The organism is Streptomyces jumonjinensis (assembly GCF_009600885.1).
Taxonomy (GTDB): Bacteria; Actinomycetota; Actinomycetes; order Streptomycetales; family Streptomycetaceae; genus Streptomyces; species Streptomyces jumonjinensis.
Window position 1 is genome coordinate 11447 of the sequence record NZ_VCLA01000022.1, and the last position, 15486, is coordinate 26932.

At 69.6% G+C, this 15486-nt stretch carries 14 protein-coding genes and 1 pseudogene; 4 read left to right on the plus strand and 11 right to left on the minus strand.

Annotated features, from left to right (window positions below; genetic code table 11):
- Window positions 1-513: 513 nt before the first annotated feature.
- The 4 genes and pseudogenes from FF041_RS02520 to FF041_RS02535 form a co-directional block, all read right to left on the minus strand.
- Window positions 514-1359, minus strand: a complete 846-nt coding sequence (locus tag FF041_RS02520; RefSeq protein ID WP_153520824.1) for a helix-turn-helix domain-containing protein — start codon at window positions 1357-1359, stop codon at window positions 514-516.
- Window positions 1360-1374: 15 nt separating this feature from the next.
- Complete coding sequence (locus tag FF041_RS02525; protein ID WP_153520825.1) at window positions 1375-1902, minus strand: DUF6879 family protein; 528 nt, start codon at window positions 1900-1902, stop codon at window positions 1375-1377.
- Window positions 1871-2137, minus strand: a pseudogene (locus tag FF041_RS02530) (hypothetical protein). The gene FF041_RS02525 and the pseudogene FF041_RS02530 overlap by 32 nt, the downstream one beginning before the upstream one ends.
- A gap of 244 nt (window positions 2138-2381) precedes the next feature.
- Complete coding sequence (locus FF041_RS02535; RefSeq protein WP_153520826.1) at window positions 2382-2762, minus strand: RidA family protein; 381 nt, start codon at window positions 2760-2762, stop codon at window positions 2382-2384.
- Window positions 2763-3044: 282 nt separating this feature from the next.
- On the opposite strand from FF041_RS02535, the gene FF041_RS02540 reads away from it, so the two are divergent.
- Window positions 3045-3767 carry an alpha/beta hydrolase gene (locus FF041_RS02540; protein ID WP_323391029.1) on the plus strand — a complete coding sequence of 241 codons (723 nt, stop codon included), beginning with the start codon at window positions 3045-3047 and terminating at the stop codon, window positions 3765-3767.
- Here FF041_RS02540 and murI read toward each other — a convergent pair.
- Both murI and FF041_RS02550 read right to left on the minus strand, forming a co-directional pair.
- A complete protein-coding gene (gene murI / locus FF041_RS02545; RefSeq protein ID WP_323391031.1) occupies window positions 3676-4542 on the minus strand; it encodes a glutamate racemase in 867 nt (288 codons plus the stop codon). The genes FF041_RS02540 and murI overlap by 92 nt on opposite strands.
- A 24-nt stretch (window positions 4543-4566) precedes the next feature.
- On the minus strand, window positions 4567-5544 hold the full coding sequence (locus tag FF041_RS02550; RefSeq protein WP_194291908.1) for a TauD/TfdA family dioxygenase: 978 nt from the start codon (window positions 5542-5544) through the stop codon (window positions 4567-4569).
- Window positions 5545-5989: 445 nt separating this feature from the next.
- Between FF041_RS02550 and FF041_RS02555 the strand changes: the two genes are divergently transcribed.
- Window positions 5990-6946 carry a LuxR C-terminal-related transcriptional regulator gene (locus FF041_RS02555; protein WP_194291909.1) on the plus strand — a complete coding sequence of 319 codons (957 nt, stop codon included), beginning with the start codon at window positions 5990-5992 and terminating at the stop codon, window positions 6944-6946.
- A gap of 199 nt (window positions 6947-7145) precedes the next feature.
- Here the strand turns inward: FF041_RS02555 and FF041_RS02560 are convergent, their stop codons facing one another.
- Window positions 7146-8447 carry an ATP-grasp domain-containing protein gene (locus FF041_RS02560; RefSeq protein ID WP_194291910.1) on the minus strand — a complete coding sequence of 434 codons (1302 nt, stop codon included), beginning with the start codon at window positions 8445-8447 and terminating at the stop codon, window positions 7146-7148.
- A 150-nt stretch (window positions 8448-8597) separates the two neighbouring features.
- A complete protein-coding gene (locus FF041_RS02565) occupies window positions 8598-9686 on the minus strand; it encodes a threonine ammonia-lyase (protein WP_153520830.1) in 1089 nt (362 codons plus the stop codon).
- Between the two features lie 503 nt (window positions 9687-10189).
- Between FF041_RS02565 and FF041_RS02570 the strand changes: the two genes are divergently transcribed.
- Both FF041_RS02570 and FF041_RS02575 read left to right on the plus strand, forming a co-directional pair.
- Complete coding sequence (locus tag FF041_RS02570) at window positions 10190-11527, plus strand: MFS transporter (protein ID WP_194291911.1); 1338 nt, start codon at window positions 10190-10192, stop codon at window positions 11525-11527.
- Between the two features lie 783 nt (window positions 11528-12310).
- A complete protein-coding gene (locus tag FF041_RS02575; protein ID WP_407698097.1) occupies window positions 12311-13228 on the plus strand; it encodes a S1 family peptidase in 918 nt (305 codons plus the stop codon).
- Between the two features lie 84 nt (window positions 13229-13312).
- Here FF041_RS02575 and FF041_RS02580 read toward each other — a convergent pair whose 3' ends face one another.
- The 3 genes from FF041_RS02580 to FF041_RS02590 all read right to left on the minus strand — a co-directional run bounded on the left by FF041_RS02580 (window position 13313) and on the right by FF041_RS02590 (window position 15463).
- Window positions 13313-14293, minus strand: coding sequence for an RICIN domain-containing protein (locus FF041_RS02580; protein ID WP_153520833.1), 981 nt, complete (start codon window positions 14291-14293; stop codon window positions 13313-13315).
- Between the two features lie 164 nt (window positions 14294-14457).
- Complete coding sequence (locus FF041_RS02585) at window positions 14458-14619, minus strand: hypothetical protein (RefSeq protein WP_153520834.1); 162 nt, start codon at window positions 14617-14619, stop codon at window positions 14458-14460.
- A 91-nt stretch (window positions 14620-14710) separates the two neighbouring features.
- Window positions 14711-15463, minus strand: coding sequence for an SDR family oxidoreductase (locus FF041_RS02590; RefSeq protein ID WP_153520835.1), 753 nt, complete (start codon window positions 15461-15463; stop codon window positions 14711-14713).
- Window positions 15464-15486: the final 23 nt, after the last annotated feature.

Sequence of the window (15486 nt, forward strand, 5' to 3'; positions counted from 1 at the left end):
TCCGTGATCAGTGGCCGGGCGAACCGCTTCCGCCCTGGCCGTCACCGTCCTCGATGTCGGTGTTGTCGGGGTCGTCGCCACCGCGCACGGTGGCCTCGCGGGCGAGTGCTTCCTTCAGAGACAAGGCGGTAGCCTCCTCTGTGTACGGCGACCCGGAGGCCGTCTCCGAGCCGTTGTGCACCTACGGCCCGTCGCGGCGCGCTTTCCCAGGCTGACGCTGGGGCGGGCCCCCTCGCCGGCTTCCACGGGAGAGCCGACGAGAAGCGTGAGATCACCTCATGCGCGAGGAGTGGCCGGGTTCACCGATGGCGGCGGCTCTGGTGGCGATCACCGAGGTCACGGTTCCTTCCGGGGCTGGAACATGGGCCCTGTCGGAGGACAGGCTGTGTGTTCTCCTCCAACGCCCGGGGCCGATGGGGATCAGCGTCTTTCGAGCACGGCTCGGGCAGTGCGACAACCCTGCCGATGCGGCGGAGGGGGCGGCAACGAAGTTGCGGAGAATTGCGCGCAAGCTCAGAGAGCGTCGATCGCGGATTCGATCAACTGCCGGGCCTTGGCACCGTAGACGGCCATCGCGCCCAACCCTCGGAACGCCTTCATGTAGTCGGCGATCTCGCGAGGCTGCCTCACATTGATCTCGGCCGTCAGCGTCTCGACCACCACGTGCCGGTCGTCGAACAGGTAGAAGCCCTCCAGCGGCCAGATTGCCCGCTGTGCGGTGAAGGGGATCACCCCGAGAGAAACGCTGGCCAGGGGTATCACCGAAAGAAGGTGCGAGAGCTGGTCGGACATCACCCGGACATCGCCGATCCGGGCCCGCAGCACCCACTCTTCGACCAGCACCACGAAGCGGTGCCCGCCCTGGTACAGGAATCGACTGCGGGCCAACCGTGCGGCGACCGCGTCGGTCACATCGTCGGGGGTGCCCTGGAAGTTCGTGATGCTGCGCATGAGCGCCGTCGCATAGCCGGGCGCCTGGAAGAATCCAGGGACGCCGTTCGAGGCGTACACGCGGCAGATCCGGGCGTTCTCGTGCAGCGTGTAGAAGTCTTCTTGAACCTTGCGCATCCCGTTGCGGTGCAGGCGACGCCACTCCATGTACATGGAGTCGACCGCCCGCGCGGTGGCGATCAGATCTTCCGTCTGGTCAGCGGCATCGCAGGCGACGCACCACGCGCGAATGTCAGCGTCAGTGGGGGCCGCCTCGCCCTTCTGGACACGGGTCGTCTTCGCCGGATGCCAGCCGCACCGGGCGGACAGCTCCTTCCCTGTGAGGCCGGCATCCTTGCGGAGGTGCGTCAGACGTACGGCGAGAGCATCCCGGGCGGCCTGAGCGCTTGAGGACGGGGACGAAGGCATGGAGCTGCGGTGAGATCAGACGGTGAACTCGCCATGGGGAGTGCCCCGCTCCCACACGGTCTCGAACGCCGAAGCGCAGAGCTTCACCACGGCAGGGTCTTCCGTGAACTCGTGCCCGGCCCAGTCACCGACGCCTGTGAAGAAGTGGAAGAGGACCAGACGGTCATCGATCAGCCACAGGTCATTGCCCGGCAGGGCGATGTCCGACGCCCGGTCGCGTGGGAGCCAGCGGACCTGCTCACCGATCGCGACATTGACCGGCGTCATGGCGTGTTCATACCGGATGTAGTCCGTGACCGGCGTAGAGACGATCCGGGCGCGACGCATGACCACACCCCGGCCGATCGCCTCGCGCACCAACGGGGTCCACCCCTGCCACTGCGCCGACTCGGGGTCGAGATCGACCGCGCCCGTCCGCAGGAACCGGTCGAAGCTGCCGGTCTCGTCGCCGACGTCGTAAATGTCCCGCAGCTCCAGGTGCACGGCGGTGTGCCGTGCCGATCGCAGCAGCTCAGCGAAGTCCGGAGCGCCGTTCTGCGACATCACACGCCTCCCTCAGAATCGGCACCATGCGGGCCGGAATACGAATCACTGTCTCGTGGTCGGGGATACCCCGATCATGGCCTGGTACCTACTCGGCCTCGCCGATCATCTCCTTCAGAAGCGCGTTGGCCTCCTTGCCCTGAAGGACCAGATCGGCTGTCTCTTCCTCAACCCATACGGTCGCCGAGCCGCCACCAGTCGTCTCCGGATCAATCCCAACGAAGGTTAGATCCACGGTGCCCTCCCACATAGAGCTGGTTGCACGTTCTTGCGCGCGACGTTCTCCGCGTGCCTGGTCCCAGTCAAGGGCAAAGAGCGGTCGACGTCCCCAGAACGGCTAATTCACGCCGGGTCGCTTTCCCGCGCCCCACCCCGATACCGGACGGCCCGGCCCGCGGCCTCCGCCCGCAGGTCGGCATCCGGAGCCTCGGCCGGGCGGCTCCGCCGGCCAGAGCCCTGGCGTGCATGGCTGGGGAGACTCAGGCCGGGCCCACGGCGATGGCGTCCACGCTGATGCGCCGGCCGCCGGGGAGTGTCACCATGGCGGCGCTCCGGGCGGGTGGGCGTGCCGGGAAGCAGTGGGCGCAGATCTCGTTGAGGGCCGGCAGGTCCGCCAGGTCGGTGTAGAACACCGTCAGCTTGGCCACTCGGTCGAGAGTGCTGCCGGCGGCCTTCAGTACGGACTCCAGATTGGCGAAGGCTTGCCGGCACTCGGCCTCGAACGGGCCGGGAGGGACCTCGCCGGTGGCCGGGACCACGCCCGACTGGGCGGATACGAAGACGAAGGGGCCTACGGTGACGGCGGGCGAGTAGGGGCCGAGCGTCGTGAGGCCGGGGGTCTGGAGGGGTTCGGGGTACATGGGCGCCTTCGCTGACCGCACATCGATTCCGCTTCAGCATGCGCGCGGCGTGGAGAGCGGACAAGCACGTCGGGATGTCCGGATCACGACTGTCCGGAACAGGTCATGGGGCGCTTCGCCCGCCTCCGCCGAAGAGGCTCCCCGCACGAGTGCGCCGTGTGTCATCGTGACGGGCGGGGCCGATGGGCCAGGTGACGCACCACTACGTCTGGAGCTGCGATGGATCTCGTCGTACACAGGACCGTTCACGCCGCTGACGGTGAACGGCTCAGCATCTACACCGTGACACCGCGGAACGAGCGGGCCGGGGCCTGTGGCGTCGTCATCATGCATGGTGCGGGCACCGGCAACAAAGAGCGAAATCTGCCGTTCGCCGAGGACTTCGCCGTGTATGGGCATCCCGTCGTCGCGCTGGACTTCTCGGGCCATGGCGAGAGCTCCGGCGAGCTGTCCGACCTCAGCCTCCGGCGGCGGTGCGACCAGGCCGCGGCGGTCATCGGCGAAGTCTTCGCCCCCGAGCGTCCGTTGATCCTCGTCGGGTTCAGCATGAGCGGCCAGACCGTCGCCGATCTGCTGGAGCTGTACGGCACACGGGTGACGGCCGTCGCTCTCTGCGCCCCGGGGATCTATGGAAGGGACGCCTGGGACGTTCCCTTCGGCGCCGGGTTCAGCGAGCTGATCCGGCGCCCGGAGAGCTGGCGTGACAGCCGGGCCCTGGACGTGTACGCGCGCTTCGAGGGCCGGGCGCTCCTCGTCGTACCGGAACACGACGCGGTCATTCCCGACGGGGTGACCGAGCTCCTGCGCACGGCGCTCGCCGCCCGCGCCGACTTCTCCGCGCTCCGCCTCACGGGGGCCGGCCACCAGCTCGGGATCTGGCTGGCCGGCCAACCGCGGGCCCGAAGGGAGATCGTCAGCACACTGCTGCGGCCACGTCCCTCATCTCAGGACCCAGGATCCGGGACCCGATCCGCTGGAATTCCCGTGGATCTCCCGTCGTCCTGAACACCCGGGAGGGCGGCGGAGCCGTAGCGCCGCGGGCGAGTCCCAGCTTGCCGAGCTGCCAGGCGATGTCTCCGGCGGACTCGGCGGCGCTGGAGATGAGAGTCACCTCGTCGCCCATCACTCCGCTGATGACATCGGCGAGAAGCGGGTAGTGCGTACAGCCGAGGATGAGGGTGTCCACCCCCGCGGCCCGTACGGTGCGCAGATACTCCCTCGCCGCCGCCATCAGCTCCGGACCCTCGGTGACACCGCGTTCCGCGAACTCCACGAACCGGGGGCACGCCTGCACCGTGAGCTGGATGTGCGGGGCTGCCGCGAAGGCGTCGACGTACGACATCGACGTCTTCGTGGCCTCGGTGCAGATCACCCCGACCCGGCCGTTCCGCGTCGTGGCCACCGCCTGGCGCACCGCCGGGCAGATGACCTCGATCACCGGTGCCTCGTACCGCTCCCGGGCATCGCGCAGCATCGCCGAACTCGCTGAATTGCAGGCGATGACGAGCATTTTGACGCCCATGCCGACCAACCGGTCGAGACATTCGAGCGCGTACGAGCGCACCTCGGCGATCGGGCGTGGACCGTAGGGCCACCGGGCGCTGTCGGCCAGATAGACCACCGATTCCCCGGGCAGCCGGCTGAAGACCGCCCGGGCCACGGTGAGCCCGCCGAACCCGGAGTCGAAGATGCCGATGGGGGCATCCGCACGGGATGCGGTCGCGCCGCCGGTCACCGCTCCCGGCGTCCTGGCCGACGACGGTTGGAGCTGCTGGAACACCTCGACGTTCCTCCTGGGGAGAGATCAGGCCGCGATGGCGCGGCTGAGGACGGTGGAGCGAAGGGCGCTGGAGCGACGCAGATCGCTGGTGAAGCAGAGGCGCGACAGCCAGCGCGAACGACCGGCGGGCAGCGGGGTGTAGGCGTCGCGGGCGTGTGCGCAGCGGTAGTTGTCGATGTAGACGAACTCGCCGCCCTTGAGGGACAGCGTGACCTTGTTGGCGTGGAGGTGGTCGTGGAGCTTCTCCACGGCGCTGCGCTCGATGCCCGAGAGCGAGTCGGGCTTCAGCGCGGCGAAGTTCACCCGGAAGTACGGGCTGTCCCGGCGGCCGAAGAAGATGGCCTGACGCTCCTCGTCGATGACGCCGGACGTCTCATGAATAGGGTTGTGCCCGATCTGGAATCGCGGTTCGAAGAGCACATTCCACTCCGCCGGACTCAGTGTGTCGAGCCCCTCGATACTGGACACGGTCGTGCCCGCCTCTTCGTCGTTGCGCAGACAGACGAGACCGAGATAGTCGGGACGGGCCGGGTGGAAGGCGTCCTCGATATGGAATCCGAAGTCGTGCCTCGATCCCGAGCTGGAATTCGGTACGTCCGCGAGATCTGGAATCGGAATGATGGAGTTGTAGGCGCTGCCGCCCCGCTGCGAGACATAGCCGATCGCCTCGCCGAGCAGGCTGCCGTAGAGACCGTGGAGTATCTGCGCCTCGTTGATCCGGTAGTCGGTATCGGCCTCGACATACCTGGTGGGCGTGGGAGCGAGATCGTCAAGCGGTAGGGGGCTGCCGACCACATGCAGGGTCGTGTCCCGCTCATTCCGCTTGAATCCGTAGAACACCTCGCGCACACGACGGGGCAGCTCATGGGCGAGCACATGAGCCTGCTCAAGAAAGTAGTACTGATCCGTCATGCGGGCGTCGAGCAGGACTTCATCCAGAACCTTGCGGATCTGCTGCGCCTCGGAATCCGTCAGCTCCAGCCGCAGAACTGATGTGGGCACGATTACTCCCTCGGGTCATCGGCGGCCAGTGTGGCGCGCGAATATCTTTATGTCGGGAATGGATGTCGCCCGCACACGAGGGAGCGGCTATCCCTTCGGTACGCGTCGCCGCAGCTCAAAAACCATCAAGAGACTGCGGAGAGAGCGACTTGGTATGGGAAGGGGTGCAATCGGTCCACGTCCTCCGAAATGACCGACTCCGCTTGTGAAGGCAACATCCACACAAGTAAACGTTGTTCAACAGAAGGATCTCATGTCGGCCATGAGCGGAACGGAATAATCTAGCATCGTGATTGCGACTGCCGTAATCAAGAAGGTGGGCAAAGTGGACGCACTTGCTGATGGTTCCGCGGTATCCGGCAAGAGAGCAATCGCGTTTACCTCGGCAGAGGTGGATCTCTATCGGCGTATCGCGTCGAAAGGTTCGCTGTGTATGGAGGATTTGATGCCGCGTCAGGGTTCGGGAGATACTCTCGCGGCCCTCGACACCCTCATCGCGACCGGGTTGGTGCGTCATCTCGGAGCGGGGCGGCTCGCCGTGACCGACCCCGCCAGAGTGTCGGACTCATTCCTCGGGGAATGGGAGGAACGGGTCAAGAGCGCACAGCGCGGACTGCTGCGGTCGCGCGGCCAGCTCGCCGAGCTGATGATGATTCACGCCGCCCGGCTGCGGGCGTTCGAGGGGCCTCAGCTGGAACGGGTCGATTCGTCCGCTGAATTATCGCGTCTGCTGGAGCAGTGCGTCGGCGAATGCCGGGTGGACCTCGTCGTCGCCCAGCCCGGCGGACCCCACCCGGAGTTCCAGCTGACCGGCGACCCCGAGAATGTCTGGCCGCTGCTCAAAAGGGGCGTACGGCTGCGCACGCTGTATCAGTACTCGGCGAGGTTCGATCCGCCCACGGTGAAATACGCGGAGAAGGCCGGCGAGCTGGGCGCGGAGTCCAGGACGGTGACCGGTGATCTCGCCCGGTTCGTCGTCTTCGATCGCAGTGTGCTGGTGATGCCCCTGGGGGACGCCCGGGGCGGAGCGCTGGCCGTCCGGAACCCCGAACTGATCGCGTTCGCCATCGAGTTGTTCAATTTCGCCTGGTCGACCGGCGAGCCGCTGAACACACCGCGCCGGAAGACCTTCATCCAGGGCGTCGCGAACCAGACCAAGCGCTCCATACTCCAGCACTTGATCGAGGGCGAGGACGACCGGACCACCGCCCGGGCGCTGGGAATCTCCGTACGCACCTGCCAGCGCCATGTATCCGAGCTGATGCAGCAGCTCGGTGCGTCGACCCGGCTCCAACTCGGCTACTTGATCGAACAGCACGGTCTCCTGAAGAACGGAATCGGCTCACACGCGCCGGCGCCCGGCGACACCCGGGCAGCGCAGCGGAGCACGGCTCCCCCGTGACGGCGTCGGTGACGGCATCGGTGACGGCATCGCCGGTCGCGGGCCAGCTATAGGGCGGGTGCGGGTGCGGGTGCGGGTGCGGACGGCGGGCCGCGCGGGCCGCGGGGACCGCCGTCCCGGCGCGCGCGGCCGGTCCGTCACCATCAGCCTTCCGCGCCGCCCGTTTCGGTCAGTCCTCCGCCCCGACCGACCGGGGCCGTCAGCCCTCCGCCCCGCCCGGGGCCGACGTGTAGTCGAGCAGCTGGCCGGGCTTCAACTGGTCGTACAGCTCAAGAAGGGGCCCCGCCGAGTCGGCGACTCCGACCAGCCGCGCCACCGTCCCGCCCGGGGTGCCCTGCTGCCACAGCGGCCGGTCGCCCACCGCATAGGCCAGCTCGGCCTCCGCCACCGGGGGCAGCGCGAGCAGTTCGGCCACGGAAGGCGCTTTCGTGAGGGCGGTCGCGCCCTGCGGCGCCTGGGGGAGGAAGTAACCCGTGCTGCGCACCGGCGGGGTGAACGGCGGGACGGGCCTGCCGGTGGCGATCGCGGCGCGCGCGAGAACCGAGTCGTACCCGCAGCAGTAGTGGAGCATCTCGGTGACGCCGCCGCCGATGCGGCTGTTCACCTCGATGACCCGGGGGCCGTCCTCCGTGAACATGATCTCCGTGTGGACACCGGAGTCGGTGATGCCCATCGCCTTGATCGCTTGGGCCGCGCACTCCAGGAGGGAATCGGTGACCGTGCCGGGCAGCACGGACGGCATGATGCCCCCGTTCTCGCGGAAGCCCGGTGAGAGCGGGAACTTGTCCGTCACCGCCAGGTGCTGGACCACGCCTTCCTGGACCAGCGACTCGACGCTCGCGTACGCGCCGTAGCGGTCGTCCGTGTGCGGCGAGACGCCGACGAGGAACTCCTCCAGCAGGAAGTCCGCCGCGCTCCCGCCCCGCGGGTCGTCCGCGTAACTGGCGCAGGCGGCCGTCCACAGCCCGGCGAGATCGGCCGAATCGTCCACGCGGAACGTCGCCATGCTGCCGACTCCCGCCTTCGGCTTGAGGATGGCCGGCAGACCCACCGAGGCGACGGCGGCGCGGAGTTCGGACAGGCTCCGCACCGAGGCGAAGCGCGGGGTGGGGAGACCGGCTTCGGCCAGCAGCCGGCGCTGCTCCTGTTTGTTCCGCAGGGCGGGGATCGACCAGGGGGCATTGGCCGGCAGACCGAGGCGGTGGGCCGCGGTGTGCATGGGACCGATCGCCATCTCGCCGAAACCGAGTACGCCTTCCGGACGCCACACCTCGGCGTAGGCGGTGAGCTCCTCGCTCGCGGTCTCCTGGCCGCGCATCGTGGTGTGGCCGCACCACTGCTCGAACTGGGCCGCCCGGGCCCGGTCCTTGGCCGTGTCGCCGCTGAGCAGCCACATGATGTGCAGGTCGTACTCGGCGCAGAGCCGGGGGAGGTACCAACCGGGCCGCGGCCCGGTCGGCACATCGAACAGGAGAAGCCGGGGACGCTGAGCGCTTGCCATGATCATTCCCTTGTCGATCGGTCGACTGGTCGTCGGGGCGGGCGAAGTCGGGGGGCCGGGGTCTGGTGGGCCGAGGTCTGATGGGCCGAAGCCAGGCCGGGCGAGTTCAGGGGGCCGGGGTCTGGTGGGCCGAAGCCACGCGGGCCGGAGTCAGGCCGGGCGGGTGACGTCGCCGCCGGTCCGGGGTGTGAGCAGGGCGGCGAGGTCCGCGGGGTGCACATTGCCCCCGCTGACCACGGCGACGCACGGCCCGTCGCCCGGTACCCGCCCGGCGAGGAAGGCCGCTGTGGCCACGGCCCCGGAGGGCTCGGCCACCAGATGGGCCCGGCCCGCCAGCACGCCCACCGCGGCACGGATCTCGTCCTCGGTCACGGTGACGATGCCGTCGACGTACCGCTGGATGTGCTGCCAGGTGAGCTCGCCGACCATCGGCGTACGCAGCCCATCGGCGATGGTGCGGCCGGTCCGGGCGGCCGGCCAGGCGACCCGGCGGCCGGCCCGGCGGCTCTCGGCGGCGTCCGCCGCGAGCTCGGGCTCCACCCCGACGACCCGGCATCCGGGGAGCACGGACTTGGCGGCTGCGGCGATCCCGCCGAGCAGGCCGCCGCCGCCGATGGGAGCGAGGATCGTCAGTTCGCCCGCGGACCCGCCGGACCCGCCGGACCCACTGGAGGACCCGCGGAACCCGGCGGGGATGTCCTCGGCGATCTCCAGGGCGACGGTCCCCTGCCCGGCCATCACCAGAGGATCGTCGAACGGCGGGATGACGATGCCGCCGCACTCGGCGGCGAGTTCGAGGGCGCGCTCGCGGTAGACCTCCGCCGGCGCGGTGATCACCTCGGCGCCCAGCGCGCGGGTCGCCCCGATCTTGAACGCGGTGGCGGTCTCCGGCATGAGGACGGTCGCCTCGACGCCGAGGAGCCGGGCCGCGTACGCCACCGCCTGGGCGTGGTTGCCGCTGGAGTGGGCCACCACCCTGCGCGTCCGCTCCTCCGCGGGCACGGCAGCCAGCCGGTGCACGGCGCCGCGCACCTTGAAGGAGCCGGTGACCTGGAGATTCTCCGCTTTGAGCCAGAGCGGACGGCCCGTGTCCAGGCAGGGGAGGGGGACCAGGGGAGTCCGGAGCACGGTCGAGGACAGAGCGCGCCGCGCCGCCTGGAAGGCTTCGAGGGTGAGCAGACGCGTGGCCCCGGCCCGGGCGGTCCGCGGACCGTCTCCGGGAGAATGCGGTACTGGCATGGTCGAAGAGGATCCTTAACGCTGACGGCCCGTGGGCGCTGACGCACTCCTGGGAGGACTCTGCCGGGGCGGCGGCCGGCCGCGATAGCGGCGGCGCCGTTCCAGATCACGCATGGCGCGAAGACGAGAACCCCCCGGTCGGACGGGGCGGTCGCGCTCCGGGACGGGTGCGCCGGCGCGGTCGGGCGGCATCCGCCCTCGCATCAGGACAGCGACCCTTGTCCTCTTTGCGACAGGCGTGACTACACCAGTGCCGATCTGCGTGTTCGCCTCCTCCGTTCATGCAGACTGACCCAGGTTCCGGGCGCGGGGGTCGGCTTGGCGGTGCGCGGTGCGCGGTACGTGGCACGTGCGCGGCCAGGGGCTCGCCGGCCGGGATACGCGAGCCGGGCGAGCCCCGCCAGGACCTGGCCGAAAGACCCCGGGCCAAGCCCTGGCAGGTCCCGGACGACCGACCCCGGGACGCCACGGGGCGGCCACAGCGCTCAGCGGGAGGTGGAGGGGTGACACAGGAGAACGTGCGGACCGCCGAACCACGGGATCAGCCGTCGCGGTCCCGCTTCGCGATCTTCTTCGGCGGCAAGGTGTTCTCCCTCATGGGAGACGGACTGGCCTTCCTCGCCGTCCCCCTGGTCGTCCTTCAGCTGACCGACGACCCGTTCGCCGCCGCGCTCGCCGCCGCACCCCGCACGGTGGGCTATCTGCTGTTCGGTCTGATCGCGGGCGCGATCGTCGACCGGCTCAACCCGCGTCTGATCATGCTGACCACGGACATCGTCCGCTTCTCCGCGTTCCTCGCCCTCGCGCTGCTCGCTCAGACCGGCCTCCTCCAGGTGTGGATGGCGCTGGTCCTCGCCTTCGCGGCCTCGGGGGCGGGCGTCTTCTTCGATACGGCCCTGGCGGTGGCCGTGCGGGATCTGGTGCGGGGCGAACGTCTGCTGCGCGCCAACTCCTGGCTTGAGACCACGAATCAGGCGTCCCTCGTCGTGGGGCCCGGCGTCTTCGGTCTGCTGAGCGCCACGGTGGGCCTGCACGCCGCGCTGTTCGGCAACGCGGCGACCTATCTCCTCTCGCTCGTGACGGTCTTCGTCGTCGCCGGCCCGGGCGCGACACCCGCTCCCGGCCGTCCCGCGAAGCTCGCCGGCGCGCTGCGCGGGCTGCGCCAGGACGTGGCGGACGGGCTGCGCTTTCTGCGGGGGGCCCGGCTGATCCTCCTGCTGACCTGTCTGCAGACCACCGCCAACTTCTTCATCGCGGTGGGGACCCTCACCCCGTTCTACGCCAAGAACTTCCTGGGCCTCTCCGATGCGGCCCTGGGCGTCGTGGTCGGCCTCGGCGGTCTCGGCGGCCTCCTGGGCGCGATCGCCGCACCCCGGCTCGCGGTCCCCGTACGCCAGCTCGCCGTGGTGGTCGTGAGCGCCGGCTGTCTCGGGCTGGGCCTCGCCGGGATGGGCCTGGTCGGCGGGCTCGTCCCGCTGGCCGCGCTCAATCTGGTGGTGAGCGGGGGATCGATTCTCGCGGTGGTCGTGATCCGCAGCATCCGGCAGGAGCTGGTGCCCAGGGAGATGCTCGGCAGGGTCACCGCGACCGCCCGCACAGCGGCTCTGATGGCCGGCCCGGTCGGCGCGATGGCCGCGGGACTCCTCGCGGGCATGAACGGCGGTGATCCGCGTCCGGTGTTCCTCTGCTTCGGCCTCATGGTCGTGACCTGCACGGTTCTCGTCTGGTTCGCCGGACTCCGGGAGTACGCCGGCCGATCGTCCCTGGACGGCGTCGCGGCACGCGAACAGCGGCCGGAGCCGGAGAAGAGGCACGAGCGGGCGGAGCCGGAGACGCGGTGACGGGGAGGGCGAACGCCGTTCTCCGGCCAGTTGGGATGGGGCTGGGCCTGCTCACATGGCGGGTAATGGCGGTCCGGGAGGGGCGTGCCAGCGAGAACCGGACACTCGGGCATGGTGTTCGAAGAGGGGCAATCGACTCATACCGTAAAGGTGGGGCAAGGCGACCGGATATCGCCGCACCCACATCCGGACAGCGCGATCCGGCCGCCTGTTCTCCCCCGTCTCGTACGGAATTCTCCAGCACGTCCCCGGTGCGCCGGCCTGGTCCGCGCTGCACCGGCGTACCGGAAGGGCCTGACCGGTGTTTGTCGCACACGAACAAGGAGTGGGGATCGAGTGCTTCAGGCCGTCACGTTTCGGCCTTGCGTGGCTGTCAAGTGTGCGTTGGTCAGCGAACGTCGCATGACAGCGGCATAGTTCAGGCGGAACGGGATCTTCACGCGGCGTTCTCGTGACCGGGATCCAACGGCAATTCGCCGGAATCCGGCAGAAGTCCGCGAGGTGTGGGCCGCTGTCTTCGAACACATCACCCCGGACACGCCCCGTCGAAAATCGAACAACATCGTCTTCCCGCCATGGGCCACGTTCTGCCCTTATGACGCGCGTAGTGCGACCAAAAGCCGGGCTTGTCCGGACCGTGCGGGGACCTCACGATCCGTACCACGTGATGGGCAGGTTCATGACCCGCCGCATGGTCCATGACCGCCGCATGGTCCATGAGCCCGTCCGCCGCGTAGCTCCAGGGCCCGGACACCGAACGGGCCCCAGATCCTCGGAGGATTTGTGAAGATGAAGAGGCTCTTGTCTTCAGGTCCCGTCGCCGGACGTGTTCGTCTCGCCGCCGTCACGCTCAGCCTGATAGCCGTCTCGGCGCTCGCCGCTCCCACCGCGGCGGCCGATACGGGCGATGCGGGCGATGGCGCGAAGGCCACCGCCGTCCAGCTCGCCCGGGCGAGCGACGGAGTGCACGACGCCGATGTCGGCGGCACCGCCTGGTACACCGACATGAAGTCCGGCAAGGTCGTCGTGACGGTGGACTCGACGGTCTCGGCCGCCGAGATCGCTGAGATCAGGAAGGCGGCCGGCGCGCAGGCGGGCAGGCTGGAGATCAAGCGTACGCCCGGTGAGCTCACCCGCTTCATCGCGGGCGGCGAGGCGATCTACTCCGGCAGCGTGCGGTGCTCTCTCGGCTTCAATGTCGTCCGGGCCGGTGTGTACTACGCGCTCACGGCGGGCCACTGCACCAACGGCCGGCCGAACTGGACCTTCGCCGGGGGCACACTGGGCACTGTGGTCGCCGGCCAGTTCCCCACGAATGACTACGGCGTCATCCAGCACGCCAACGGCGCCAACGCGGACGGCCGGGTCTCTCTCTACAACGGGACCTACCGTGACATCGTGAACGCCGCGACCCCGGCGGTCGGGCAGCGCATCGAGCGCAGCGGCAGCACCACCGGGTACCAGACCGGCACGGTGACCGCGCTCAACGCCACCGTCAACTACGGCAACGGCCAGATCGTCTACGGCACGATCCAGACCAACGCCTGTGCCCAGCCCGGTGACAGCGGGGGCCCGCTGTTCAGCGGCGAGACCGCACACGGTCTGCTCTCCGGCGGCAGCGGCAACTGCTCGGTGGGCGGCACCACGTTCTTCGAGCCGGTCGTCAGGCCGCTCGGCCTCTACGGCCTGAGCGTCTTCTAGGGGAGATGACGTGCGGCCGGTGGCTCCTCCGCTCGCGCGAGCGGAGGGGCCACCGGCCATACCGAGTGAGTCCTACAGGGAGTTCTACAGGGACAGCCGCCACCGCTGGGCGGGCCCGTAGGTGTCGGGCCCCTGGTGCGCCTCCGCGCCGTCGGCCTCGCTCTCGCCGGCGATCCCCAGGTACTTCATGCTGTGGAGATTGACGAGCCGGGTCGAACCGTCGCCCATCTGCTCGGTGACCCAGGACTGCGGGCGGGAGACGAGACAGCTGGACTGGACGGCCCGTGCGCCGTCGTCGTAGCTCGCCTGCTCGATCTGGACGCACTTGCCGGTGGCCGCGTTGCGCAGCGCGACGGAGACCCCGAGGGCGGGCGTCACATACCAGCGCTGGTCCGGGTCGCCGGTGCACCTCGACTGGACGACCCGTGCGCCGTCCCCCGCATCGGAGTCCCGGATGGCGAGGCACTTACCGCTGTTCACATTGACGATCGTCGTATCGCGGGCCGGCTGGGACCGCTGGATGAAGCCGGCCCCCGGCTGACCGGTGCAGTTCCACTGCCGCAGCGGAGCACCCTCGGCGAGCGAGGACCGCCTCACCTCCACGCACTTGGCCGGGCTCGACGTCAGCGGCTTCAGCAGCGCCGCCTCTCCCGCGTCGCCCATCCGGAAGGACGCGCCGGCGCTGCGGTCGCACGCGCCCTGCTGTATGGCGGCCCCGGCCGCCGCGCTGGAGTCCTTGACGCGCAGACACTTGCCCGTGGACGCGTTGACGATCTGGTAGGCGTCGCGGGCCACGGGGGACGCGCGGATGGACCAGAGCGCCCGGGGGCTGTCCGAACAGCGCTGCTGGCGCACCGCTTCGCCGTCGGCGGCCGAGGCGACCTCGACGCACTGCCCGCTGTGCGCGGCCACGATGTTCAGCTGTCCGGAGGCCGCCTCGGCGGGTGCGGCAGCCGTCGTGACGCCGAAGCCGAGCAGGCCGGCGGTCAGGGACAGCGCCAGCAGGATTCGTCCGGTGAGCCGGCTCCGTGTGCTGCCTCCGGCGGGGGTCGCTGGCGACTTCATGCAGTGCACTCCTCTGTGTCGTCGGCATCCCCGGGCGGTGGTGTGCCCACCCCTGTCGGGCGTGAGGATGCGGTGGACGGGCGGGTGTGCCGTCCACCGCTGACCAGTAAGTGACACGTCACTGACATCTCACTGACAAGCCGCTGACACAGGAGTCGCAGGAGTCACAGCGGTCGCAGCGGCGTCTCCTCCTCGGGTGAGCGGGTGCTCCGCTCGTCCAGCCGGACGCGGAGTCGGTCGACCGTGTCCCAGATCGGGTCCCAGGTCGCGTCCCGGATCGGGTCCCAGGCCGGGTCCCGGATCGGGTCGAGGGCAGTGTGATCCATGCCGGTCAGCGTCCCATGGCCGGGCCGCCTTGGGGATGCCCCGGCGGGGTGGACCGCGAGGCGGCGTCACCCCCTGCCGGCAGAGGCGGCGTCACCCCCTGCCGATATACGGCATCGCCGTCGCCATCACCGTCGCGAACTGCACATTCGCCGCGAGCGGCAGCTCCGCCATATGCAGCACCGTCCGCGCCACGTCGGCCGCGTCCATCACCGGTTCCACCGCCGTCTCCCCGTTCGCCTGCGGCACCCCCGTCCGCATCCCCCGGGTCATCTCCGTCGCCGCGTTGCCGATGTCGATCTGGCCGCAGGCGATCGAATAGGCCCGCCCGTCCAGGGAGAGCGATTTCGTCAGGCCGGTCATCGCGTGCTTGGTGGCGGTGTACGGAGCGGAGTGCGGACGCGGCACATGCGCCGAGATCGAGCCGTTGTTGATGATCCGTCCGCCCTGCGGAGACTGTCCCTTCATCACCCGGAAAGCGGCCTGGGCGCAGAGGAACGCACCCGTCAGATTGACGTCCACCACCGCGCGCCAGGCGTCGTAGGAGAGCTCCTCGAAGGGGACTCCGCCCGGTCCGAACACCCCCGCGTTATTGAACAACAGGTCAACTCGGTTGAAATGGCCGCACACCGTCTCGAAGAGCCTGGAAACATCGGCGGGCGCCGTCACATCGGTGGGGACGGGGAGGACATCGCCGCCGGTCAGCGATGCCGTCTCCGCCAGGGCTCCGGCCCGGCGGCCCGCCGCCGCCACCGACCAGCCCGCGTCGGCGAGCGTCAGCGCGACGCTCCGGCCGATGCCCGAACCCGCACCCGTCACCACGGCGACTTTCGCAGAAGCGTTCATGCCCCCGCAGCGTAGACCCGGCC